Raw genomic sequence first — 22,220 nt, forward strand, 5'->3', positions numbered from 1 at the left:
CCGGTTGATCGATATGACGCAGGTTCAGGTTTCCCCTCCGCTGTCCGCCGTATCCGCCCGCCGCCCGCGCGGCAAAGTCGCCGTCGGGCTGCTGGCTTGCCTGTTCGGGGGGCTGGGCGCCCATTGGTGGTATCTGGGCCGGCGCCACGCCTGGCTGGTCACGACGCTGTCGCTGGCCTGCCTGTTCTGCGCGTTCCGCTTTTATCCCGTCTGGTACGACAACCCCGCGTTCTTCCTGGTCTTCATCCCGATGATTGACGGGTTTATTGAAAGCGCGGTGTTCTCGCTGATGCCGGATGAAAAATTCGACCGCCTCTACAACCCCGGGCTGGGCCGGCCCTCGTCAACCGGGTGGGGACCGGTGCTGGTCGCCATCCTGGCGTGCCTGGTGGGCGCCATCGTCTCGATGTTCGCCATCGCCATGGTCGTGGTCTACGTCTGGGTGGCGATGGGCTGGCTGGACGGGCTGGTCCTGTAGGGCCGGCTATTCGCGCATCAACGCTTCGATCTCGCTGGCCTGCACCGGTACGCCACGCGTGATCAGTTCACAGCCCTCGTCCGTGACCAGCGCATCGTCTTCGGTTCGGATGCCGATGTTCCAGTAACTTTCCGGCACGTCGTCGGCGGGCCGCACGTAGATGCCCGGTTCGATGGTCAGCATCATGCCGCGCTCGAGTTTGCGCCAGGGCCGGTCGGCGCCTTGCGCGGGGCCCGGTTGGCGGTAGTCACCCACGTCATGGACGTCCAGGCCCAGCCAGTGGCCGGTGCGGTGCATGTAGAAGCGGCGGTAGTCGCCGGATTCCAACACGCCATCCAGCGAACCCTTCAACAGCTTAAGGTCTAGCATGCCTTGCGCCAGCACGCGCAGCGCGGCTTCGTGGCCGTCGTTGAAGGTGCGCCCGGGGGCGGTGGCCTGGGCCGCGGCTTCCTGCGCCGCCACGGTCAGGTCGTACAGCGCGCGCTGCGGGCCGCTATAGCGGCCGTTCACGGGGAAAGTCCGGGTGATGTCGCTGGCGTAGCTGTCGACCTCGCAGCCGGCGTCGATCAGCACCAGGTCGCCGTCGCGCAGTACGGCTTCGCCCGCCGGGTAGTGCAGCACGCAGGCGTTGGCGCCCGTGGCGACGATGCTGTTATAGGCCACGGCCTGCGCGCCGTGGCGGCGGAATTCATACAGCAGTTCGGCTTCCAGCTCGTATTCGTGCATGCCGGCGCGGGCGGCCCGCATGGCTCGCGCATGGGCGCCGGCCGAGATCTTGGCCGCGCGCCGCATCGCGGCGATTTCGGCAGGGTCCTTGATCAACCGCATGTCGGCCAGCAGCGGGCGGATGTCTTGCTGGCGCGAAGGCGGCGCATGGCCGGCGCGGCTGGCCTCGCGGGCCGCGGCCAGCCAGCGGTGCAGGCGCCCGTCGCCGCGCTTGTCGCCGGCCAGCGGCGCGTAAAGGGTGGGATGGTCCAGCATCAGCTTGGGCACCAGTTCGTCCAGTGCGTCGAGCTCGTGGGCGTCATCGAAGCCGAAATGGGCCGCGGCGGCTTCGGGACCAAAGCGCTTGCCTTCCCAGATCTCGTGTTCGACATGGCGCGGGCGGCAGAACAGCACGGCGCGGTCGGTGGCCCCCGCGATCAGCACCAGCCAGGCGCCGGGTTCGGTGAACCCGGTGAGGTAGAAGAAGTCGCTGTCGTGGCGATAGGGGTATTCGGCGTCCCGGTTGCGGATCGCCTCGGGCGCGGTCGCCAGGATGGCGATGCCGCCGCCGTCGGCGCGCATCCGCTCCATCAGGCGTTGGCGGCGAGCGGCGAAGGGGGCGATGTCGGCGGGAGGCAGGCTCATGGCGGGCAGGGGCGCGAACCCCGCGAAAGATGTGGATGCGGCTTACTTTACCCCGCTATCGCGCGGAAACAACAGCGCATGCGGTTCCCGCGGCGTCCGCGCGGGATTCACTGGCCCGTCAGGAACACGCTGCTACAATCGCCGCTCTGTCATTGGGGAGTAGCCATCCTTTGCCCCCAAAGGAGTTAGCGTCAACAGACTTGGTGGTTCAGGGCCGCGTAGCGGTTGCTAGAACCCCATGGCGCTAACGGTTTCCATGCAAGCGGCCCGCCCGCCGCATGGATCAGCCAGGCGAGACCTTTGGCCGCGTTGCGTTCACCCTAGCCGGGCGAGCCGCTGCGTCGCGCCATTGGTTTCTGCTCGTCCGGCTGCGTTCATATGTTGCTCACCCTGTTTCTGTTTTTCCTGTCCGCAGCAGTGATTTACTTCGCCTGCGAATTCTTCGTCAACGGCGTCGAATGGGTCGGACATCGCTTCCATTTGGGCGCCACCGCTACCGGCACCGTGCTGGCCGCGTTCGGCACGGCGCTGCCGGAAAGCGCCGTCACCTTCATGGCCGTGGTATTCGGCGACACCCCGGAGCAGAAAGACATCGGCGTCGGCGCCGCCATGGGCGGCCCGCTGGTGCTGGCGACGCTGGCATACGCCGTCGTGGGCATTGCCCTGTGGCGCGCGCGCCGGGGCCAGCCCACGCAAGCCAACTGTATCAACGCGGACCAGCGCCGGCTGGCCCGCGACCAAGCCTGGTTCATGGGCATCTTTATCTTCAAGGTGGGGCTGGGCCTGCTGGCCTTCGCATGGAAGCCCTGGCTGGGCATCCTGTTCCTGGCGACTTACGGCCTGTACATCAAGCGCGAACTGAGCCACGACGAAGAACGCACCGACAGCGAAGATCTGGAACCGCTCACGCTGCGCCCCCGCGACGAAGACCCCACCATGTTCTGGGCGGCGTCGCAGACGATCTTGGCCCTGGTGGTCATCGCGGGCGCTTCGCACGTGTTCGTGAACCAGATCGAAGTGCTGGGCGTGTTCATGGGCGCGTCGCCCCATGTGGCCGCCTTGCTGCTGGCCCCGGTGGCTACCGAACTGCCTGAAATCATGAACGCGCTGATCTGGGTGCGCCAGGGCAAGGAACGGCTGGCGCTGGCCAATATTTCGGGCGCGATGATGATCCAGGCCACCATTCCCAGCGCGTTGGGCATCTTCATGACGCCGTGGTTGCTGGACGCCCCCTTGTTGGCCGCTGGCCTATTCACAATGCTGTCGATCGGGCTGCTATGGCTGCGTTTCCGCCGCTCGATGATGAGCGTGCCGGCGCTGTCGGCGGTGGGGGGCTTCTATGCCCTGTTCGCGGCGTATCTGGGGTGGCACTTCTACGCCTGATCCCGGGGGGATGGCGATCGCGGCGCAGGCTTTGCGAAGCTTGCGCCGCTTTTGCATTTTTTTGCCCGCTATCAGCGCCTTTTCCCCGCATAAACCTTGTCCATCAGTGGAAACCCGCGTAAACTTCCGCTGTTATCCATCCCAGGAGCAGTCTTCGTGAATACCGATTCCGGCGAAAGTAGTCGATCTTGCATCGACCTCGCTGTCTGACAGGAAACACGCAGAACTCCATCTGCCGCATCCTGTCATGCAGGTTGCGGCGTATCCCAAGCCTCGGGTTCCCACCCAGGCAATAGCGCAGGCCTTCGGCTTGCCGGGAATCTCCCCAACGTAAACCGCCAGAACCGCCGCTTGTCGCAGCGCCCGCGTTCGTGCACGTCTTGTGCCCGCACGTCATGCGCCGCGCGGGTGTGCACGCGTACTCGCGATCACGCTCCCCATTCTTGCAATGGAGGTCGTTATGCGTTTCTTCGACTTGTTCCTACGCCGCGCCGGCGTGGACCGCGCCACCGCCCTGGGCCGCCGCCGCGGCACGTCGCGCTTGACGGTCATCTGTCCGCGCGACGAACTGGGCGCCTTGCGCAAGCAGATCTGCCTGGACTTCAGCGCCGCCGGCCTGGATGTCTCGCAAGTGCAGGTCGATCAAGGCCAGGACCCGAGCATGGCGTCGGCTTGCATCACGGTTAATTGCCCCCCCGAACTGCGGGCGGAATTGATGTCGCAAGCCCGCCGCCTGAGCGCCAACCCCGCCGTGCGTCACGTGCATTTCGGCGCGCAAGTCGCGTCGATGGCCTGACGCCCGCGTCATTCCCAGGAGAGATCATGCCTAGTGCCTTAGACCCAGAACCTCGATCGCGCCATGTGCATGGCGCCGGCATGCCTGTCTGACCTGTCTCCTCTCTGCGAGCCGACCGGCCGGACAGTCATTCCGGTTCCCACGGACTCCGCAGCAAAGAATCCCCGGCCTGGCCTTCAAACGCCCACGGCGCCGGCCTCGATTCCCTAGCTAGCCCCCTTTCCGTTTTCCGCACCCGGCGCGACTTCGACGCGATCCGGACACCGGCAACATTGCCCCGGTGCCTGCGCACGCCCATACGCGGCGGATTGACGGCTTTCCAGTGAAAGCCGCGGCCCGCTGCTGCCCGCGCGCAGCCCGAAGGGCAGGTTTGCCCGTGTCTCCGATAACAACACCAAAAACCGGAGCACTCCGATGTTTACCTTCCTGAAATCTTTTTTTTCGTCCGCCGCGGGCCGGCGGCGCGCAGGCCGCCACTTCCGGCGCTCGCCCATGCTTGAACAAGGCATTGATGCCGCCGCAGCATCGGCCGCTTCCGACTCGTCGCGACGCGCCAACCGCCGCATGCTTGATATGTCCCGCATGGGCATGGATGCCTTGTTCCTGCTGCTGGGCAGCGGCCGCGGCGGTCTATCCGAAGCCCAGGCGCAGACGGCGCGCGAGCGCCACGGCGCCAATGAGGTGGACCACGAGAAGCCCTTGTCCTGGCCCGCGCATTTGTGGCTGTCGTACCGCAACCCGTTCAATCTGCTGTTGACCGCGCTTGCTGCCCTGTCGGGGCTGACTGATGTCTGGATGGCCGAACCGGACGAGCAGTCGTGGACGGCTGTCGTGATTATCGGCTCCATGGTCGTCATTTCGACGCTGCTGCGCTTTGCGCAGGAACTGCGTTCGAACCGAGCGGCAGAGGCGTTGAAGGCCATGGTGCAGAACACCGCCACGGTGCTGCGCAGCGGCGCGGCGGCGCCCGGCGCGGACAACGTCGAGCGCCGCGCATACGCGGCGCCCTTGCATGAATCCGGCTCGCGCCAGCGGGAAGTGCCCTTGGCGGAATTGGTGCCGGGCGACGTGGTGCTGCTGTCCGCGGGCGACATGATTCCTGCCGACTGCCGCATCCTGAACGCCAAGGACCTCTTCATTGCGCAGGCCGCGCTGACCGGCGAGTCGCTGCCGGTTGAAAAGCACGCCGTCCAGCGCGTCGAGACCGGCAATTCGCTGGAACTCGAGAACATGGCCTTCATGGGGACGAATGTGGTCAGCGGCGCGGGCCGTGCCATGGTCGTCGCCACGGGGAGCAACACCTATTTCGGCCAGTTGGCGGGGCGCGTCACGCAGGCCGCTCGCGTGCCCACACAGTTCCAGCAAGGCATCAATAGGGTCAGTTGGGTGCTGATTCGGTTCATGCTGGTGATGGCGCCGATCGTCATGCTGATCAACGGGTTCACCAAGGGCGACTGGCTCGAAGCGCTGCTGTTCGCATTGGCCATCGCGGTGGGGCTGACCCCCGAAATGCTGCCGATGATCGTCACCGCCACGCTGGCCAAAGGCGCCTTGCGCATGTCGCGGCGCAAAGTCGTCGTGAAGCGGCTGGACGCCATCCAGAACCTGGGCGCGATGAATGTGCTGTGCACCGACAAGACCGGCACGCTGACGCAGGACCGCATCGTGCTGGAGCGCCACACCGACGTCTACGGCACCAGCAGCGACGACGTACTGGCCTATGCCTACTTGAACAGCTACTACCAGACCGGCTTGAAGAACCTGCTGGACGTGGCCGTGTTGCAGCATGCCGAAGTGCAGCGCCGGTTGAATCTTGCGTCGCGCTATCGCAAGGTCGACGAGATCCCCTTTGACTTCTCGCGCCGCCGGATGTCGGTGGTGGTCAACGAGACCGAGAACGGCCGCGACCACCATGAACTGATCTGCAAGGGTGCGCTGGAGGAAATGCTGTCGGCCTGCACGCGGTTGCGCGTGGGCAGCGAGGTGCAACTGCTGACCGAGCCGCGCCGGGCGGACATTCGCCGGGTCACGGCGGAACTGAACCGCGACGGTCTGCGGGTGATCGCGGTGGGCGTCAAGGAAATGCCGCCGACGCAGCAGACTTATGGCGTGGCCGATGAATCGGATCTGGTGCTGGTGGGCTACATCGCCTTCCTGGACCCTCCCAAGGAATCGACCGGTCCCGCTCTGGCGGCGCTGAAAGCCTCGGGCATCGAAGTGAAAGTACTGACGGGCGATGTCGAACTCGTGACGCAGAAGGTCTGCCGCGAAGTGGACTTCGAGGTGCGCCGCGTCTACCTGGGCGCCGAGATCGAGGCCATGGACGATGCCCAGCTGGCGACGGCGGTGCGCGAGGCCAATGTGTTCGCCCGGCTTACGCCTGCGCACAAGGAACGCATCGTGCGCAGCCTGCGCGCGCAGGGCAACACGGTTGGGTTCATGGGCGACGGAATCAACGACGCGCCTGCCTTGCGTGCCGCCGACGTGGGTATTTCGGTGGATTCGGCGGTGGATATCTCAAAGGAGGCCGCGGACATCATCCTGCTGGAAAAAAGCCTGATGGTGCTGGAAGACGGGGTGATCGAAGGCCGCAAGACCTTCTGCAACATGCTCAAGTACCTGAAGATGACGGCCAGCTCGAATTTCGGCAATGTGTTTTCGGTATTGGTGGCCAGTGCCTTCCTGCCTTTCCTGCCGATGCTGCCCATTCATCTCTTGCTGCAGAATTTGATGTACGACATTTCTCAAACGGCGATTCCTTTCGACAATGTCGATGAGGAACTCCTGAAGCAGCCGCAGCAATGGGATCCCGACGGCCTGGGCCGCTTCATGGTGTTCTTCGGTCCGATCAGTTCTCTCTTCGACATCGCCACTTATGCGCTCATGTGGTACGTGTTCCAGGCCAACGCGCCCGAGCACCAGACGCTGTTCCAGTCGGGTTGGTTCGTCGAAGGCTTGCTGTCGCAGACCCTGATCGTCCACATGATCCGCACGCGCCGGATTCCCTTCCTGCAAAGCCGGGCCGCGTGGCCGCTGATGGCGATGACGATGATGGTGGTGGCCATGGGCCTGATTTTGCCGTTCTCGCCGCTGGCCGAGTACTTTCAGCTGCAGGCCCTGCCTTGGAGCTACTTCCCGTGGTTGGTAGGCATCTTGTTGGGCTACTGCGTGTTGACGCAACTGCTCAAGGGCATCTGGGTCCGCCGCTACGGCTGGCAGTAAGTCTGGGGATGGCGGCGGGCGATACGCCCGCCGCCACCGGGAGAACACAATGAGATTCGCATTCTGTGCCGTGGCGGTGGCGGGCGGCCTGGGCGTGCCGCCGGCGGCGCTGGCCGCCGAAGAAGGCGCGGGCGTGTACATGTACGGCATCGTGGACGCCGGCTTGGCCGTGACAAGCGTGTCGGGCCACGGCAGCCAAAGCGGCGTGCTCAATGGCGGCCTGACGGATTCCCTATGGGGATTGCAGGGCGCCGAGAACCTGGGAGGCGGCTGGCGCAGCCGCTTCCAGCTGGAAAGCGGGTTTGACCCTTCCAGCGGCAACGCCACGGACGACGGCCGTCCGTTCAACTACGCGGCGTGGGTCGGTATTGGCCACGACAGCCTGGGTGAACTGCGGCTGGGGCGCCAGCACACGATCGGCCAGGTCTACGGCAACGCGTTGGAAATCGCTTCATGGAAGGACATGGGCATGGGCGCCACCTTCAAGGCGTCCGACAATTTCCAGTTGAACAACATGGTCAACGTCACGTCGCCTGTCTGGAACGGCCTGCAGGCGGGTGTCGGGTATTCATTCGATGCCGGCGGCCAGGGCCCATTCCGCACCGACCAGAACCCCCGCGCGCTCAGCCTGGGCGTGAAGGTCGAAAATGGCCCCTTGCTGGCCGTGGCCACGTGGGACCAGCTGCGGCTGGCTCATGCCCCTGCCGGCAGCACCGGCAGGCCCCAGGCGGTGCAGTTGGGCGCCTCTTACGATTTCGAGGCGGTCAAGCTGTCATTGGCGTGGTCACGCCAGAAAAACGGTTATGCGGGGTTGGACGGAGGCGATCCCGACGGTCTGGGCCTGGGCCTGGGCCCGGCGCCTTTCGCGCGGGGCGGCACGGTCAACGCCTGGCTCGCCGGCGCCAGCGTGCCCGTCGGCCCGGGCGCCGTCCTGGTGCAATGGTCGCTGGCGCGGCCGGACTGGCATTGGGACAACGGCATGACGGCGCGCAAGGCGCAGCTGGTGACGTTGGGTTATACCTACGCGTTGTCTACGCGCACGACGCTGTACGGCTTCGCCGGTTACGCCTCGAACTACACGCTGGACAACCAGTTCGACCCGGCCAATTCCCACACTACGCGTGTCGGGGCAGGCGTCTCGCACCATTTCTGATCCCCACGGGGCACCGGAGCAAGGGCGGGCGGGGTCTACTACAATCGGCAGGGATGGCGCATGGCGCCGGCCCCGTCTTCCCCGATGTCTTCCGGATGGCCCGCATGGATAGTCTTGAATGGCTCATACCCTGGGAGTTCTCTCCCACGCTGGTCGCCTCCTTCGTGGTGGCGATCGTGCTGTTCGTGCGCGGCCAGCGGGTCCACTCGGTGACGGGCGCGCGCCGCGTCTTCTTCTGGGCGGGCCTGGTGCTGCTGTACCTGTCGATGCATACGCGGGTGGACTATTACGCCGAGCGCATGTTCTTCATCCACCGCATCCAGCATCTGGTGCTGCATCACCTGGGGCCGCTGCTCGTCATGGCCGCTTTCCCGGGGCAGGTCATGCGGGCCGGGCTGCCGATGACCTGGCGCGTCCGCCTGCGCGATTTCCTGCGCACGGGCATGGGCCGGGCCACGGTTGCGGTGCTGACCAACAAGATCTTCGTGCCGACGTTGTTCGTCTTCCTGGTGCTGGTCTGGCTGATCCCGTCGGTGCAGTTCTATTCCATGCTGGATTGGCGCCTGTATCGGCTGATGAACTGGTCGGTCGTGATCAGCGGTTTCATGTACTGGAACCTGATCCTGGACCGCCGCCCCGCGCCGCCCGCGGCCATGACGCCGGGCGGCCGGGTCATTTCACCGGTGCTGACGATGCTGCCGCAGATGGTGGCGGGCGCCGTCATCGCTTTCACGGAAAGCGATATCTATCCGTTGTTCGAGCTGTGCGGCCGCGCCATCGCGATGTCCGCCCAGACGGACCAGACCATCGGCGGCCTGACCATGTGGATACCGGCGGCGCTGGTCGAGGTCATTGGCCTGATGGTGGCGCTGGGAACCTTGATGCGCTTGTCCGCCAAAGGCCGCTTGCGCAAAGTCGATCGGGATGCCCGTGCGCGCGCCAAGGCGCGCGCGGCAGCGTCCGCCTAGCGCGGACCCGTCCCAGGGTTATTCCGGCAGCAGGCCGTGGTACTTCCTGCCCAGCGCCACGGTGGCCTGGAACATGCCCGCCTTGTTGCCGCAGTCGTAGCGCACGCCGTCGAAACGGTGCGCGAACACCGCGCGCTCGCGCATCATCGACGCAATGCCGTCGGTCAGCTGGATTTCATTGCCGGCGCCCATCTTGGTTGAACGCAGGTGATCGAAGATGGCGGCTTCCAGCACGTAGCGGCCCACCACCGCCAGCGTGGATGGCGCGGCGTCGGGTTCCGGCTTTTCAACAATATGCGTGACGCGCTCGGTGCGGGCGTCCAGCCGCGTGTCGCCTTCGCGGGTGGCCACGATGCCGTACTTGCGCGTGTCGGCGCGAGGCACATTCTGCACGCCCAGCACGCTGGCGTTCTGCGCGACGGCGATGTCCACCAACTGTTTCATGGCAGGCGTGTCGGCATCGATCAGGTCGTCCGCCAGCAGCACGGCGAAAGGCTCGTCGCCCACGGCTGGCGCGGCCGACAGCACGGCGTGGCCCAGGCCCAGCGGCGCCGATTGGCGGATGTAGAGGCAATTCACGTGCGCGGGTAGAATGCCCCGCACCATTGCCAGCAGCTCGTGCTTACCTTTGCTTTCAAGGTCGGATTCAAGCTCCGGCGCGGAGTCGAAGTGGTCTTCGATGGCGCGCTTGTTGCGGCCAGTCACAAAAATAAGGTCGGTGATGCCAGCGGCCACGGCCTCTTCAACGGCATATTGAATCAACGGCTTGTCGACCACGGGCAGCATTTCCTTGGGCATCGCCTTGGTGGCGGGCAGGAAGCGGGTGCCCATGCCGGCGACAGGGAAAACGGCTTTACGGACGGGACGCATTGAGACCTCGTTTGGGGTATCGGTGAAACATTTTAAGCTCATCGCTATCATAGGCTTATGAACCGCAGGAAAATGCCATCCATTTGCTCTATTGCGAAACGGGGCGCGATTGCCGGACTATGCGCCGCCTTGCTCGCTCCCTCCATCCCCGTCGCCGCCTGGGCGCAGCCGGTAGGCCTGCCTACGATGGGCGCCGCGTCGGCGGCCGATCTTTCGCCCATGCTGGAACGCAGCCTGGGCGAAGCCATCATGTCGCAAGGCCGTCGCGATCCGACCTATGTCGACGACCCCGAACTCAGCCAATACCTCACCACCATGGGCCGCAAGCTGGCGGCTTTTGCGCCCGGCGCGGTGCCGGAAGTGGAAATGTTCGGCGTGCGCGACCCTGAAATCAACGCGTTCGCCATGCCCGGCGGCTTTATCGGCATCAATACCGGCCTGATCGTGTCGTCGGCCAGTGAATCCGAGCTGGCCGCGGTGGTGGCGCACGAAATCGGCCACGTCGTGCAGCGCCACATCGCGCGCGGCATGACGCAGCAAAGCCAGAACGGCATGCTGATGCTGGCCAGCCTGGCCGGCGCGCTGCTGGCCGCCTTGGCGGGCGGGGGCGGCAACCTCGCGATGGGCGTGGCGGCTTTCGGCCAGGCCGCGGCGATCAATCGCCAACTGGGTTTTTCCCGTGATGCGGAACGCGAAGCCGACCGTGCCGGCTTCCAGATGCTGACCAAGGCCGGGTACGACGCTGAAGGCATGTCGCAAATGTTCTCGCGCTTGATGAACGCGTCGCGCCTGAACGAAGGGGCGGGCGGCGGTTCGTGGGCCAGCACCCACCCGTTGTCCATCGAGCGCATGTCCGATGTGCAAAACCGCGTGCGCTCGACATCGCCGTCGCGCCATGTGGACTCTGACGACTTCTGGTACGTGCGCGCCAAGATGCGCGTGGTGCAGGGGCGTGATGCCGTCAGCCTGCGCTCGGCCGGCCAGCAGTTGCAGGACGAGGCCCAGGCGCTGTCCGGCGTGCGCCAGTCTGCTGCGTATTACGGGCTGGCCTTGCAGGCATTCCAGCGCAATAACCTGACTGAAGCCGACCGCTTGTGGAATCTGGCCACGGCGGGAGGGCGCAATTCCGCGCAATTGGCCAAACTAAGCGTGGATATCGCCCTGGCGCGCAAGGAATATCCGCGGGCGCTTGAACTGGCGCAGGCGGGCACCAAACGCTGGCCCGACCAGCGGGCGCTGGGCATCGCCTACGCTCAGGCGCTGCAAAGCAACGGCCGCCATGCCGACGCGCAGGACTATCTGCGCGCCAAGATCAAGCAGTGGGGCAGCGACGAGCCCAGCCTCTACCAGATGCTGGCGCAAAGCGAGGAACGCAACGGCAAGCCGGTGCAGGCGCGGCGCGACCTGGCGCGCTTCTACCTCATGACCGGCGCCTTCGCGGCGGCGGAATCGCAGCTGCAGCAGGCGCGCGGGCTGTCCACCGACTTCTACGAGCAGTCGCAGATCGACGTGCAGATCAAGGAAGTGAAGGACAAGCTTGCCGAAGAGCGGCAATTGCTGGAGCGCTTCAAGTCGGGCTGAGTCGGCGGATGCGGCGTCTCGGGGCAGTTTCCCCGAGGGCGTCCTACAAGCCGGTTTCGAAAAATCGGCCCAGGCGCTGCGGCAGCCAGTTCAGGTGTGCCGGGAAGGCGCCGGTGGGAAAGCCGGCATGCCCGCCGTCGCTGGGCTGGTGCAGCAAGATGACGGGCGCGCACTCTTCCGGCTTGGGTAGCGACGCCGCCGGGATGAACGGGTCGTTGCGCGCGTTGAGCACTAGCGTCGGCACCGAGATCTTCGGCAGCCAGGGCTTGCTGGACGCGCGTGTCCAATAATCCAGGGCATTGCGGAAGCCATGCATCGGCGCGGTATAGGTGTCGTCGAATTCGCGCAGGTCGTGCGCGTGCGCGATGCGCATCACGTCGATGGCGCCAGGAAAGCGATGGGCTTTCTCCAGCACCTTGTGCTTGAGCGTTTTCAGGAAATGGGCCGAGTAGACGCGCCGGTTGAACACCCCGGTGGATAGCGTCTTGCCGCAGGCGACCAGATCCAACGGCACGGAAACGCCCGCTGCGGCTGTCAGCCAGCCGGTGTCTTCCTGGTGTTCGCCCAGATACTTGAGCAGCGCGTTACCCCCCAGCGATACGCCGACGGCGTGCCAGCGCGCATGCGGGATGCGGCTGCGCACCGTTTCCAGCAGGAAGCCGACTTCAGCGGAGTCGCCCGAATAATAGGCGCGCGCCAGGCGATTCGGCACGCCCGAGCAACCGCGGAAGTGCGCGATCACGACGATCCAGCCGCGCGCGCGGAAATAGTGCGCCACGGATTGGGCGTAGCGGCTGTTGCTGCCACCCTCCAGCCCGTGGAACAGGATCAGCGCGGGCGTCTCGGGCGTTTGCGGCAGCGATTTCCAATCCGCGTCCGTCATCCACCGCGCCGCGGCGGTCTTGCCATTGGCGACCGGGCCTTGGCCGCTGACAGGCGCACCGTCGGCGGCTTTGTGCGGGAACAGGCCCGGGCCGGTCCAATCGAAGTCGACGAAATCGGTGTCCGGCGTTTCCACCCGGTCGCGCACGAACGCGATCCGGTGGTATTGCGCGAATACCGACGCGTAAACGGTCTGGGCATCGCCTCCGGGCAACCAGGAGGGAACGGGGCAGGGGGACGTATCTAGACGAGCAGCGGCCAACTAAAAATCCACCCGATTCAATGCAGCATGTCGGGTACGTCGTGCAAATCGAGCACCCCGGCTTCCGTGGGCGCCGACGACGAATGATGCATGACCATGCGCCAGCCGGTGGGACCCTTGTGGTAGATGTTCGTGGCGTAGCAGTTTGCGAACTGCATGCCTTCCCGCGTGCGCACCGCCACCTGTTCCACCAGCACGTGCACCGCGCACATCATGCTCAGCATGACCAGCGGGCGCAGCGGGCGGACGTGCAGGGGGCCGTTGGCCAACACCTGCTGCCAGGACTCATGTACTGCCGAGTGGCCGACGATGCGCAGCCCGCCCGGGTGGATGCAGACGACTTCCTCGTCGTCGGCCCACACCTGCATCAGGCGGACGGCGTCCCCCTGTTCCAGGGCTTCGTAGAACGCGTGTTCGGCTTCTTCAGGTGTGGCAAACATGGTTGCGTGTGACGGGTGGCGTTGTGCGGCGGGCTTAGTGGTGGCCGTGCAGCACGGTACCGGCTTTCAGGCGGTATTCGGCGCCGCAGTAGGCGCACTTGGCGGAACCGGAACGGGCCACGTCCAGGAACACGCGGGGATGCATGCTCCAGAGCGGCGCCTTCGGGCCGGGACAGAACACGGGCAGGTCTTCAGCGCCGACCTCAATGACTTCGTGAGCGTGGGGGACGGCGGCCGGGGCAGCAGCGGTCATGGATATTCCTGAAAAAAAACCGATAAACGGCAGGTTGGGGCAATGATGCGGCCAGGTCGGGGACACGGCCGCGTGAATCAGACTTTACTTAGCCAGTGATGGTACTTCGGGATGCGGCCATTCACCATGTCAAAAAATGCTTTCTGCAATTTCTCGGTAACCGGGCCGCGGTTGCCGCCGCCGATCTGGCGGTTGTCGACCTCGCGGATCGGCGTGACTTCCGCCGCGGTGCCGGTAAAGAAAGCCTCGTCGGCAATGTAGACGTCGTCCCGCGTGAGCCGCTTGGTGACCACGCGCAGGCCGAAGTCGGCCGCCAGCGCATGGATCGTCGACCGCGTGATGCCGGTCAGCGCGGACGCGATTTCGGGTTCGCAGAGCACACCGTCCTTGACGATGAACAGGTTTTCACCGGAACCCTCGGCCACGAACCCTTCGGTGTCCAGCAGCAGGGCCTCGTCGTAGCCGTCTTGCAAGGCTTCGGTGTTGGCCAGGATGGAATTGGCATAGGTGGTGGCGACCTTGGCGCGTGGCATCGTGACGTTCACGTGCTGGCGGGCAAACGACGACACCTTGACCCGGATGCCGCGGGACAGGGCCTCTTCGCCCAGGTAGGCGCCCCACGGCCAGGCGGCAATGGCTACATGCACGCGGGCGCCCTTGGGCGACACGCCCATTTTTTCCGGGCCGTAGAACACCAATGGCCGCAGGTAGCCGGATTCCAGCTGGTTTTCACGCACGACCATCCGCTGCGCTTCGTTGATCGTGTCGCGATCGAACGGCATGGGGATCTGGTAGATGTGCGCCGAGTTGAAAAGACGGTTGGTGTGGTCTTCCAGGCGGAAAATGGCGGTGCCGATCTCGGACTTGTAGGCGCGCACGCCTTCGAAGACGGACAGGCCGTAGTGCAGGGAATGCGTCAAGACGTGCGTCGTCGCGTCTCGCCAGGGGACGAGCTTGCCGTCATACCAGATGAAACCGTCGCGGTCAGCCATCGACATGGTTTTCTCCACACAGGGCGCCAGGCCTGGCGCCGTGCGTCAGGCCCCAAGCGGTCAAGAAACTCGGGGCGCCTATTGTATCAAGCGGCGAGGTTACAATACCGGCCTGTCCGCGCACCGGCGTGGTGCCATTCGGCCCGCGCAACCCGTTAGAGTTCCCATGTCGTCCTGTCTGAATCGCCAGGGGTCAGCCGTTGTCCTCTGAATCCGCGCTTCCCGAAATCCGCCAGGAACGCCTGGCCGCATTCCGCGCCGGCATCCATGCCATCGTCCCGGCTCTCATCGCCACGGCGACCTGGGGCCTGGTGACCGGGGTGGCCATGGTCAAGTCCGGCCTGACCGAGACCATGGCGCTGGCCATGACCCTGCTGCTTTACGCGGGGTCCGCCCAATTGACGTCGCTGCCGCTGATCGCCACGGGCGCGCCGCTGTGGCTGATTTTCGCCGCCGGCTGTGTCGTGAACCTGCGTTTCATCATCTTTGGCGCCGCGCTCCATCCCTACTTCCGGCACCTGTCCTGGCCCAAGCGGCTGGGGCTGGGCTACTTCACGACCGACATGGGTTTCGTGCTGTTCATGCCGCGTTTTGGCGATTCGGCCGAGCGCGGCACCCGCGAACAGCTATGGTTCTTCCTGGGCACGATCGTGCCGGGCTGGCTGGTCTGGCAGTCGTCCTCGATCATCGGCATCTATCTGGGGGCGATGGTGCCCACGAACTGGTCGCTGGATTTCGCCGCGGTGTTGGCCCTGCTGGCGATCACGGTGCCGCTGGCCAGTTCCAAGCCGATGCTCGTGTCCATGCTGGCGGCCGGCGTGGTCGCCTGGGTCGGCCAGGTGCTGCCGCTGCGGCTGGGCCTGGCGGCGGCCGTCATTGCCGGCGTGGCGGCGGGCATGTGGGCGGAACGTTTCTTCAAGGCGCGACCATGACCCTCTGGCCCTCCGAGCTCTATGTCTATTCCGCCATCCTGCTGTTGGCCTTGTGCAGCGTGCTCACGCGTGCCGGCTTCATGCTGTTTGGCGACTACATCCCGCTGCCCGACGGCGTGCGCCGCGCGCTGCGCTACGCGCCCGCCGCGGCGCTGACGGCCATCGTGGTGCCGGACCTGCTGCCCTGGAAGGCGGGATTGGGGCCGGTGTTCGACTACAAACTGGTGGCTGGCGTGGTGGCCATCCTGGTGTTCCTGCGCACGCGCAGCGCGGTGATGGTGATCGTCGTCGGCATGGCCGTCTTGTGGGGCCTGCGCTGGCTGGCGGGCTAAGGCCTTGATTTTGGTCACAAATAGTCCATCTGGTGGACATACACGCTGTTTGAGCGTGTGGTAAGGCGGCTGCGCTAAAATTAAGTTATCCACAGCAATCCGGGCCTGGTACTGCCCTCATAAGTATCGACTCCAGAATGCGCCGACTGGCCTGCAAGGCAGGGTGCCGATTGCCCGTGAAGCCGAAAGCGCTTTGCGGCCATCTGCGTGCCGTCGCGTTGCGGCCACGCGTATTCGGATTGCCCCGATGCATATGTAGTGCAGTGCATGTAGCACTCTCGTTTTGTTCTTTTTCACTGGTCCCGGTATCTGCCAAACCCTGATGACTGAATCCACTCAATCCGTAGCACCTCCCGTTGACGCGCCCGCGCCGACGTTCGCCGATTTCGGGCTGCATCCCCTGTTGCTGCAGTCCATCGCCGAAACCGGCTACACCATTCCCACGCCCATCCAGGCCCAAGCCATCCCCGTCGTGGTGGACGGGCGCGATGTCATGGGCGCTGCCCAGACAGGCACCGGCAAGACGGCCGCGTTCACGCTGCCCATCCTGCACCGGCTGATGCCGCTGGCCAACACCAGCGCGTCGCCCGCGCGCCATCCGGTGCGTGCGCTGATCCTCACGCCCACGCGTGAACTGGCCGACCAGGTGTACGAAAGCGTCAAGCGCTACAGCAAGCAAACCCCCTTGCGGTCGGCCGTGGTGTTCGGTGGCGTGGATATCGGTCCGCAAAAGGAAGCGCTGCGCCGTGGTTGCGAAGTGCTGGTGGCAACCCCCGGCCGCCTGTTGGACCACGTTGAACAAAAGAACGTGAACCTGAGCCAGGTCGGCATCCTGGTGCTGGACGAAGCGGACCGCATGCTGGACATGGGCTTTTTGCCCGACCTGGAACGCATCATCCGACTGCTGCCCACACAGCGTCAGGGCCTGCTGTTTTCGGCCACCTTCAGCAACGAAATCCGCAAGCTCGGCCGTTCGTATCTGAATCACCCCATTGAAATCGAAGTCGCGGCGCGCAATGCCACGGCCACGACGATCACGCAGATCGCCTACAAGATGACGAGCGACGCGAAACGCGCCGCCGTCGTGCACTTGGTGAAGTCGCGCGGTTTGAAGCAGGTCATCGTGTTCTCGAACACCAAGATCGGCACCGCGCGCCTCGCCCGCGAACTGGAACGCGACGGGGTCAAAGCCGAATCGATCCACGGCGACAAGACGCAGGCCGACCGCATGAAGGCGTTGGAAGCCTTCAAGGCGGGTGAACTTGAAGTGCTGGTGGCCACCGACGTGGCCGCCCGTGGCCTGGATGTGGCCGGCGTGCCTTGTGTCATCAACTACGACCTGCCCTACAACGCCGAAGACTACGTGCACCGCATTGGCCGTACCGGCCGCGCCGGCGCGTCGGGCGAAGCCATCGCGTTGTTCACGGCCGACGAAGAGCGTTTCCTGCTCGACATCGAAAAGCTCATCAAGCGCGAAGTGCCGCGCGGTACCCTCGATCTGCCCGCCGACGCCGTGGCGCGCAGCCATCGCCGCAGCGAAGAGCGCACCGGTTCCTCGCGCGAAGGCCGCGATGCCGGCCGCGGCGATCGTGGTGATCGCAGCCGTTCCTCGGACCGCCGTTCGGGTTATACCTCTGGCGGTTCGCGCCAGCCGGTCGACGATTTCTTCCTGAAGCCCTACGAGCCCTCGTCGACCGCCTCGGCGGCAGAAGAGCCTGCGCCCAACACCAATGGCAATACGTCTGCGGCGCCCAAGCGCCAGGTGGCGGTGCTGCTGGGCGGTTCGCGCAAGAACTGACGCCTTCAAGCATCAAGACGCCCCCGCGCCGCGGGCGATAAGAAACCCGCAACGCCGACAGGCCTTGCGGGTTTTTTTCATGACAGGATACGGCGGCTCAGGCCGCCAGCAATTTCGGCAGGTCCGGAAGTTCCGTCGCGACGGCCGGGCTGTTTTCATCCACGCTTTCCAGCAGCCGCTCCAGATGCCCGATGTGCGGCAGCATGGGGCCGTAGAACACCACGCGGGCGCCAATCTGCACCAGCAGGGTAGGGAAGTTCTCGACGTCTTCATCGCCCAGCAGTTCTGCGTGGTCTTCGATATCGATCCAGGCGAAAACGTGCTGCGGCAACGTGGCGGCCAGCGCCTCTAATTTGGGCTTGTATTGCTCGCAGGTGTCGCACCAGGCCGCGCAGAAGCAGGCCACCAGCCAGGTGTCGGGGGTTGCGCCAAGCCGCGCGCGCAGGGCGGCAAGGTCGGTGCCGGGTACGAGTAGAGACATGTCAGCAGATGAAGGCGTGTTTGACTATCATACCCGGGATGTCCACCGCCTTTTTCCGCTCCCATGACCGCATTGCGCACTGATTCCACCCCGCCCGGCAATGGCCGCCTAACCGCCGCCGGGGCCGGCGCCGTCAGCGTGGGCCAGGCCTTCAAGCGCGCGCTCGTATCGCAATGCCATCCCAGCATGCTGTTCGCGGTGCTGCTGCCGTTCCTGATCGCGCTAGTCGGCGCCTTCCTGCTGCTGTACCTCTTCTGGACGCCGCTTAACGAGTGGCTGGCCGCCGAGGCCGCGCGCTGGGATTTCGTCAATCGCGCAGAGGACTGGATGCTGGCGATGGGGCTGTTTTCGCTCAAGATCTATCTGATACCCATCATCGCGGTGGCCATCTTGTTGCCGGTGTCCGGCATCCTTGGCCTGGCGATCGCGGCCGTCTTCGTGATGCCGCTCGTATTGCGCCACGTCGGGCAGCGCGAATACGCCAGCGTCACGCGGCAGGGTAAAAACGCCACCGCGGTCAGCGTCTGGAACGCGGTGTGGGTGTCCGCGGCGTTTGCCGCCGGCTGGCTGTTGACGCTGCCGTTGTGGCTGGTGCCGCCGATGGCCATCGTGTTGTCCATCTTCTGGTGGGCGTTCGCTTTCTCGCGCATGATGCGCGTGGACGCCATCGTCGAGCACGCCAGCCCTGAGGAACTCAAGCTGATCCTGGAACGCAATAACGGCGGCTTCTGGAGCATCGGCCTGATCTGCTCCCTCTTGAACCTGTTGCCGCCCGCCTGGATTATCCTGCCGGTGTTCTCGGCGCTGGTCTACGCGCACTACGGACTGGAAGCGCTGAAGCGCTTGCGCGAGGACCGCGTTATCGACGCCTGACCGGCGTCTTCCCTCTATCTATTGGAACCGGACATGGCCGCAGAATCCGCCGCCCGCCGTATTGGCCTCATCATCGTCGGGGATGAAATCCTCTCCGGCCGCCGCCAGGACAAGCATTTTTCCAAGGTCGTCGAACTTCTCAGCGCGCGCGGCATGCAATTGAGTTGGGCGGAAGTGCTGCCCGACGACCGCGATACGCTGGCTGCCGCCTATCGGCGCAGCTTCGCCACCGGCGACGTCGTGCTTTCTTGCGGCGGCATCGGCGGCACGCCCGACGACCACACCCGCCAGGCGGCTGCCGCAGCACTGGGCCTGCCGCTGGCCTTGCACCCCGAGGCCGAAGAGGCGATTGCATTGCGCACCGCCGAAATGGCGGCCAAGGGGCAGGGCACCGCCGACATGAGCGCGCCCGAGAACCAGCAGCGCCTGCAGATGGGCATGTTCCCGGCGGGCTGCGAGATCGTCCCGAACCCTTACAACCGCATCCCGGGCTTCTTCATCCAGGACCATACCTTCGTGCCGGGTTTTCCGGTCATGGCGTGGCCGATGCTGGAATGGACTCTCGATACCCGCTATCGTGCACTGCAGCATGTGCGCGCCCATGTTGAGCATTCCTTCCTGGTGTTCAGCATGCCTGAGTCGCGCATCACGCCTGCCATGGTCAGTGTCGAAACCCGTTGGCCGGACGTGCGCGCCTTCAGTCTGCCGAGCGTGGGCGAAGCCGGCGGCACGCCCCACATCGAGCTGGGCGTCAAGGGTGAACCCGCGGCTTCCGCAGAGGCGTTGGAGTTTTTGCGGGCCGAAGTGCTGCGGCTGGGCGGAAAGCTGGCGCCACCGCCCGCCAACTCAGCCGGATAGGCAATAAACGGGTGCGGACCCGTTTATTGCTGAAAAATCCATTGCCAAACGGCGCGGTAAATTTCACAATACGGGAAAGAACTGTTTGCTGCGTTGCCGCAAGGCCGGTCTTTTTCGGCGGCGCGGCGCAAGCCCCAACCTGCCCCTATGCCCCGTCTTTCGCCCCCCCGCAATCCCCTGGACGCCGAAACCGAAGGCGCTTCCGCCCACCCCATCGCCATCCAGGTGATCGAGCGTGCCATGCGCCTGCTGGACGCGCTTGCCGCGCAGCAAGATCCGGTGACGCTCAAGGAATTGTCCGCCACCACCGGCCTGCATGCGTCGACCGCGCACCGTATCCTGAACGACTTGGTCGTGGGCCGCTACGTCGAACGCGTCGATAACGGCCTGTACCAACTGGGCATGCGCCTGCTGGAACTGGGTTCGCTGGTGAAAGGGCGCCTGAACGTGCGCGAAGCGGCCATTTCGGCCATGCGCTCGTTGCACAAGCTGACCGGGCAGACCATCAATCTGTCGGTCCAGCAAGGCGACGAAATCGTCTACATCGATCGCGCCTGGAGCGAACGCTCGGGCATGCAGGTGGTGCGCGCCATCGGCGGCCGCGCGCCCTTGCACCTGACCTCCACCGGTAAGCTCTTTTTGTCCACCGGAGACACGCGGCAGGTCCGGGCCTATGCGTTGCGCACCGGCCTGGCTGGCCATACGCGCAATAGCCTGACCGACCTGGACCGCCTGGAACGCGAGTTGGCCCTGGTACGCCGCCACGGCTACGCCCGCGACAACGAAGAACTGGAATTGGGCGTGCGGTGCATCGCCGCGGGCATTTTCGACGACACCGGCAAGCTGGTGGCGGGCTTATCCATCTCGGCCCCGGCCGAGCGCCTGCAAGACGACTGGATCAAAGCCCTGGTCGACACGGCGGCCAGTATTTCGGAAGCGCTGGGTTACGAGCCGTCGGTATCCACGGGTTTCAACGGACTTGGGATGGCGGCGGAAGCCCTGCGCCCGTAGGGCGGGGTAGGCCGGGCAGCGGTGGTCATGCTCGGGCACTCCCGCTTATCCGGCGCGCCCAGGCAGGATGGCGCCGCGGAATGAAGAAAAGCCCCTTGCGGGGCTTTTCTTCATTTTGCGGCGGTTACTGCTGTTCGACGCCGGCCTTCTTGAACAGTTCGGCCCACTGAGGCACTTGCTGTTTGACCTTGGCTTCGAGCCCTTGCGGGTTCGCTTCGGACGTCAGGACCGTAGCGCCCAATTGCTTCATGCGCTCTTGGAACTTCGGGTCGGCCAAACCGGCCTGCAAGCTCTTGATCAGCTTATCGACCACCGGCTTGGGCGTGCCCTTCGGCACCCACATCCCGTGCCAGATACCCACTTCGAAGCCCTTGTAACCGGACTCGTCCATGGTCGGCAGCTTGGACAGCGTGGGAACGCGCTGCAGGCTGGTCACGGCGTAGGCCTTGACCTTGCCGCTCTCGATCTGCTGGGTGGTGTTGGTGGTCTGGTCGCACATCAGGTCCACCTGCTTGCCCAGCAGGTCGTTCATGGCCGGGGCGGTACCCTTGTAGGGAATCGTCAGCAGTTGGACGCCCAGCGCTTCCACCAGCATGGTGCCGCACAGGTGGCTGGCGGCGCCGATGCCGGCGTTGGCCAGCGAGACCTTGTCCTTGTTCTGTTTGACGTACTCGGCCAATTCCTTGATGTTGTTGGGCGGGAAGTCCGAACGGGCGATGATGGTCATGGGCACATCGACGACCAGGCCGATAGGCTCGAAGCTCTTGTACGGGTCGTAACCCGGGTTCTTGTACAGCGACGGCGCCGTGGAGAAGCCGGCGTGCATCAGCAGGATGGAATAGCCGTCCGGTTGGGCGCGGGCTACCTGCGTCGTGCCGATGGTGCCGCCGGCACCGCCTTTGTTTTCCACTACAACCGTCTGGCCCAGACTAGGCCGCATGGCTTCCGCCAGCGAACGGGCGACGTTGTCGGTCGGGCCGCCTGCTGCGAACGGCACCACCATATTGATGGGGCGCTCCGGATATTCCGCGTGGGCGGCGCCGGCCGCGAGCATGGCGCTGGCCGCGAGCAGGGCCGAAAGCGTGCGGGGAATGAGGGTCATGAAGTCTCCAATTGCAGGGGTTTTGCTTGCTGCGATGTAGTTATTGACCGCTGACTTTTGATTTGTATTTGTCTGTCATCAGCGTGAAGTCAGTTTAGAAAAGAATTGATACGCCGTCATGTCCGGTATTTCCCGAATCATGGGAAATTCTTGTGCAAGATCAAAGGCGTGCCGAAGCATGCACCGTAGAAGTGCAAATACTT

Annotated in this window: 21 protein-coding genes and 1 riboswitch; of the genes, 13 read left to right on the forward strand and 8 right to left on the reverse strand. The window is 64.9% G+C overall.

Annotated features, from left to right (window positions below):
* Nucleotides 1-13: 13 nt before the first annotated feature.
* On the forward strand, nucleotides 14-478 hold the full coding sequence (locus tag ACI0FO_RS01070) for a hypothetical protein (protein ID WP_416023497.1): 465 nt from the start codon (nucleotides 14-16) through the stop codon (nucleotides 476-478).
* Nucleotides 479-484: 6 nt separating this feature from the next.
* Here ACI0FO_RS01070 and ACI0FO_RS01075 read toward each other — a convergent pair whose 3' ends face one another.
* The gene (locus tag ACI0FO_RS01075) at nucleotides 485-1,828 is read right to left on the reverse strand and encodes an aminopeptidase P N-terminal domain-containing protein (protein WP_416023499.1); all 1,344 of its coding nucleotides are present in this window, start codon (nucleotides 1,826-1,828) and stop codon (nucleotides 485-487) included.
* 142 nt (nucleotides 1,829-1,970) lie between these two features.
* Nucleotides 1,971-2,127, forward strand: a riboswitch (yybP-ykoY riboswitch).
* Nucleotides 2,128-2,206: 79 nt separating this feature from the next.
* Between ACI0FO_RS01075 and ACI0FO_RS01080 the strand changes: the two genes are divergently transcribed.
* The 5 genes from ACI0FO_RS01080 (at nucleotide 2,207) to ACI0FO_RS01100 (ending at nucleotide 9,350) form a co-directional block, all read left to right on the forward strand.
* Nucleotides 2,207-3,211 (forward strand): sodium:calcium antiporter, encoded by a 1,005-nt coding sequence (locus ACI0FO_RS01080; RefSeq protein WP_416023501.1) that lies wholly within the window; start codon nucleotides 2,207-2,209, stop codon nucleotides 3,209-3,211.
* 460 nt (nucleotides 3,212-3,671) lie between these two features.
* Nucleotides 3,672-4,007, forward strand: coding sequence for a hypothetical protein (locus ACI0FO_RS01085; protein ID WP_416023502.1), 336 nt, complete (start codon nucleotides 3,672-3,674; stop codon nucleotides 4,005-4,007).
* Nucleotides 4,008-4,421: 414 nt separating this feature from the next.
* Nucleotides 4,422-7,229, forward strand: a complete 2,808-nt coding sequence (mgtA, locus tag ACI0FO_RS01090; protein ID WP_416023504.1) for a magnesium-translocating P-type ATPase — start codon at nucleotides 4,422-4,424, stop codon at nucleotides 7,227-7,229.
* A 49-nt stretch (nucleotides 7,230-7,278) separates the two neighbouring features.
* Entirely contained in the window at nucleotides 7,279-8,382 is a 1,104-nt protein-coding gene (locus ACI0FO_RS01095) for a porin (RefSeq protein ID WP_416023505.1), read from the forward strand.
* Between the two features lie 95 nt (nucleotides 8,383-8,477).
* Nucleotides 8,478-9,350: a cytochrome c oxidase assembly protein gene (locus tag ACI0FO_RS01100; protein ID WP_416024522.1), complete on the forward strand. Its 873-nt coding sequence runs from the start codon at nucleotides 8,478-8,480 to the stop codon at nucleotides 9,348-9,350.
* 18 nt (nucleotides 9,351-9,368) lie between these two features.
* Here the strand turns inward: ACI0FO_RS01100 and galU are convergent, their stop codons facing one another.
* On the reverse strand, nucleotides 9,369-10,220 hold the full coding sequence (gene galU / locus ACI0FO_RS01105; RefSeq protein WP_416023507.1) for a UTP--glucose-1-phosphate uridylyltransferase GalU: 852 nt from the start codon (nucleotides 10,218-10,220) through the stop codon (nucleotides 9,369-9,371).
* 57 nt (nucleotides 10,221-10,277) lie between these two features.
* Here galU and ACI0FO_RS01110 point away from each other — a divergent pair, with 57 nt between their 5' ends.
* The gene (locus tag ACI0FO_RS01110; protein WP_416023508.1) at nucleotides 10,278-11,801 is read left to right on the forward strand and encodes a M48 family metalloprotease; all 1,524 of its coding nucleotides are present in this window, start codon (nucleotides 10,278-10,280) and stop codon (nucleotides 11,799-11,801) included.
* Between the two features lie 43 nt (nucleotides 11,802-11,844).
* On the opposite strand, the gene ACI0FO_RS01115 is transcribed toward ACI0FO_RS01110, so the two are convergent.
* From ACI0FO_RS01115 to ACI0FO_RS01130, 4 genes are all read right to left on the reverse strand, one after another.
* Entirely contained in the window at nucleotides 11,845-12,945 is a 1,101-nt protein-coding gene (locus tag ACI0FO_RS01115) for a YheT family hydrolase (protein ID WP_416023509.1), read from the reverse strand.
* A gap of 17 nt (nucleotides 12,946-12,962) precedes the next feature.
* The gene (locus ACI0FO_RS01120; protein ID WP_416023510.1) at nucleotides 12,963-13,385 is read right to left on the reverse strand and encodes a YybH family protein; all 423 of its coding nucleotides are present in this window, start codon (nucleotides 13,383-13,385) and stop codon (nucleotides 12,963-12,965) included.
* 34 nt (nucleotides 13,386-13,419) lie between these two features.
* Entirely contained in the window at nucleotides 13,420-13,638 is a 219-nt protein-coding gene (locus ACI0FO_RS01125; protein WP_310034625.1) for a zinc-finger domain-containing protein, read from the reverse strand.
* Between the two features lie 77 nt (nucleotides 13,639-13,715).
* Nucleotides 13,716-14,636 (reverse strand): branched-chain amino acid transaminase, encoded by a 921-nt coding sequence (locus tag ACI0FO_RS01130; protein WP_416023512.1) that lies wholly within the window; start codon nucleotides 14,634-14,636, stop codon nucleotides 13,716-13,718.
* A 194-nt stretch (nucleotides 14,637-14,830) separates the two neighbouring features.
* Here ACI0FO_RS01130 and ACI0FO_RS01135 point away from each other — a divergent pair, with 194 nt between their 5' ends.
* From ACI0FO_RS01135 to ACI0FO_RS01145, 3 genes are all read left to right on the forward strand, one after another.
* Entirely contained in the window at nucleotides 14,831-15,562 is a 732-nt protein-coding gene (locus tag ACI0FO_RS01135) for an AzlC family ABC transporter permease (protein WP_416023513.1), read from the forward strand.
* Entirely contained in the window at nucleotides 15,559-15,894 is a 336-nt protein-coding gene (locus ACI0FO_RS01140) for an AzlD domain-containing protein (protein ID WP_416023514.1), read from the forward strand. Before ACI0FO_RS01135 ends, ACI0FO_RS01140 begins: the two co-directional genes overlap by 4 nt.
* A gap of 322 nt (nucleotides 15,895-16,216) precedes the next feature.
* On the forward strand, nucleotides 16,217-17,692 hold the full coding sequence (locus ACI0FO_RS01145) for a DEAD/DEAH box helicase (protein WP_416023516.1): 1,476 nt from the start codon (nucleotides 16,217-16,219) through the stop codon (nucleotides 17,690-17,692).
* Nucleotides 17,693-17,789: 97 nt separating this feature from the next.
* Here the strand turns inward: ACI0FO_RS01145 and ACI0FO_RS01150 are convergent, their stop codons facing one another.
* Nucleotides 17,790-18,173, reverse strand: coding sequence for a thioredoxin family protein (locus tag ACI0FO_RS01150; RefSeq protein ID WP_416023517.1), 384 nt, complete (start codon nucleotides 18,171-18,173; stop codon nucleotides 17,790-17,792).
* 63 nt (nucleotides 18,174-18,236) lie between these two features.
* Here ACI0FO_RS01150 and ACI0FO_RS01155 point away from each other — a divergent pair, with 63 nt between their 5' ends.
* The 3 genes from ACI0FO_RS01155 (at nucleotide 18,237) to ACI0FO_RS01165 (ending at nucleotide 20,915) form a co-directional block, all read left to right on the forward strand.
* Nucleotides 18,237-19,046, forward strand: coding sequence for an EI24 domain-containing protein (locus ACI0FO_RS01155; RefSeq protein ID WP_416023519.1), 810 nt, complete (start codon nucleotides 18,237-18,239; stop codon nucleotides 19,044-19,046).
* A gap of 33 nt (nucleotides 19,047-19,079) precedes the next feature.
* On the forward strand, nucleotides 19,080-19,904 hold the full coding sequence (locus ACI0FO_RS01160) for a competence/damage-inducible protein A (protein ID WP_416023521.1): 825 nt from the start codon (nucleotides 19,080-19,082) through the stop codon (nucleotides 19,902-19,904).
* A 147-nt stretch (nucleotides 19,905-20,051) separates the two neighbouring features.
* A complete protein-coding gene (locus ACI0FO_RS01165; protein ID WP_416023522.1) occupies nucleotides 20,052-20,915 on the forward strand; it encodes an IclR family transcriptional regulator in 864 nt (287 codons plus the stop codon).
* Nucleotides 20,916-21,039: 124 nt separating this feature from the next.
* On the opposite strand, the gene ACI0FO_RS01170 is transcribed toward ACI0FO_RS01165, so the two are convergent.
* The gene (locus ACI0FO_RS01170; protein ID WP_310034618.1) at nucleotides 21,040-22,017 is read right to left on the reverse strand and encodes a tripartite tricarboxylate transporter substrate binding protein BugD; all 978 of its coding nucleotides are present in this window, start codon (nucleotides 22,015-22,017) and stop codon (nucleotides 21,040-21,042) included.
* Nucleotides 22,018-22,220: the final 203 nt, after the last annotated feature.

It is taken from the genome of Achromobacter marplatensis, assembly GCF_049060505.1.
Classification (GTDB): Bacteria; Pseudomonadota; Gammaproteobacteria; order Burkholderiales; family Burkholderiaceae_B; genus Achromobacter; species Achromobacter marplatensis_A.

Coding starts and splice junctions, on each gene's coding strand:
- ACI0FO_RS01070 (WP_416023497.1), top strand. CDS start 14: ATGACGCAGGTTCAGGTTTCCCCTCCGCTGTCCGCCGTATCCGCCCGC.
- ACI0FO_RS01075 (WP_416023499.1), bottom strand. CDS start 1,828: ATGAGCCTGCCTCCCGCCGACATCGCCCCCTTCGCCGCTCGCCGCCAA.
- ACI0FO_RS01080 (WP_416023501.1), top strand. CDS start 2,207: ATGTTGCTCACCCTGTTTCTGTTTTTCCTGTCCGCAGCAGTGATTTAC.
- ACI0FO_RS01085 (WP_416023502.1), top strand. CDS start 3,672: ATGCGTTTCTTCGACTTGTTCCTACGCCGCGCCGGCGTGGACCGCGCC.
- mgtA (WP_416023504.1), top strand. CDS start 4,422: ATGTTTACCTTCCTGAAATCTTTTTTTTCGTCCGCCGCGGGCCGGCGG.
- ACI0FO_RS01095 (WP_416023505.1), top strand. CDS start 7,279: ATGAGATTCGCATTCTGTGCCGTGGCGGTGGCGGGCGGCCTGGGCGTG.
- ACI0FO_RS01100 (WP_416024522.1), top strand. CDS start 8,478: ATGGCCCGCATGGATAGTCTTGAATGGCTCATACCCTGGGAGTTCTCT.
- galU (WP_416023507.1), bottom strand. CDS start 10,220: ATGCGTCCCGTCCGTAAAGCCGTTTTCCCTGTCGCCGGCATGGGCACC.
- ACI0FO_RS01110 (WP_416023508.1), top strand. CDS start 10,278: ATGAACCGCAGGAAAATGCCATCCATTTGCTCTATTGCGAAACGGGGC.
- ACI0FO_RS01120 (WP_416023510.1), bottom strand. CDS start 13,385: ATGTTTGCCACACCTGAAGAAGCCGAACACGCGTTCTACGAAGCCCTG.
- ACI0FO_RS01125 (WP_310034625.1), bottom strand. CDS start 13,638: ATGACCGCTGCTGCCCCGGCCGCCGTCCCCCACGCTCACGAAGTCATT.
- ACI0FO_RS01130 (WP_416023512.1), bottom strand. CDS start 14,636: ATGTCGATGGCTGACCGCGACGGTTTCATCTGGTATGACGGCAAGCTC.
- ACI0FO_RS01140 (WP_416023514.1), top strand. CDS start 15,559: ATGACCCTCTGGCCCTCCGAGCTCTATGTCTATTCCGCCATCCTGCTG.
- ACI0FO_RS01145 (WP_416023516.1), top strand. CDS start 16,217: ATGACTGAATCCACTCAATCCGTAGCACCTCCCGTTGACGCGCCCGCG.
- ACI0FO_RS01150 (WP_416023517.1), bottom strand. CDS start 18,173: ATGTCTCTACTCGTACCCGGCACCGACCTTGCCGCCCTGCGCGCGCGG.
- ACI0FO_RS01155 (WP_416023519.1), top strand. CDS start 18,237: ATGACCGCATTGCGCACTGATTCCACCCCGCCCGGCAATGGCCGCCTA.
- ACI0FO_RS01160 (WP_416023521.1), top strand. CDS start 19,080: ATGGCCGCAGAATCCGCCGCCCGCCGTATTGGCCTCATCATCGTCGGG.
- ACI0FO_RS01165 (WP_416023522.1), top strand. CDS start 20,052: ATGCCCCGTCTTTCGCCCCCCCGCAATCCCCTGGACGCCGAAACCGAA.
- ACI0FO_RS01170 (WP_310034618.1), bottom strand. CDS start 22,017: ATGACCCTCATTCCCCGCACGCTTTCGGCCCTGCTCGCGGCCAGCGCC.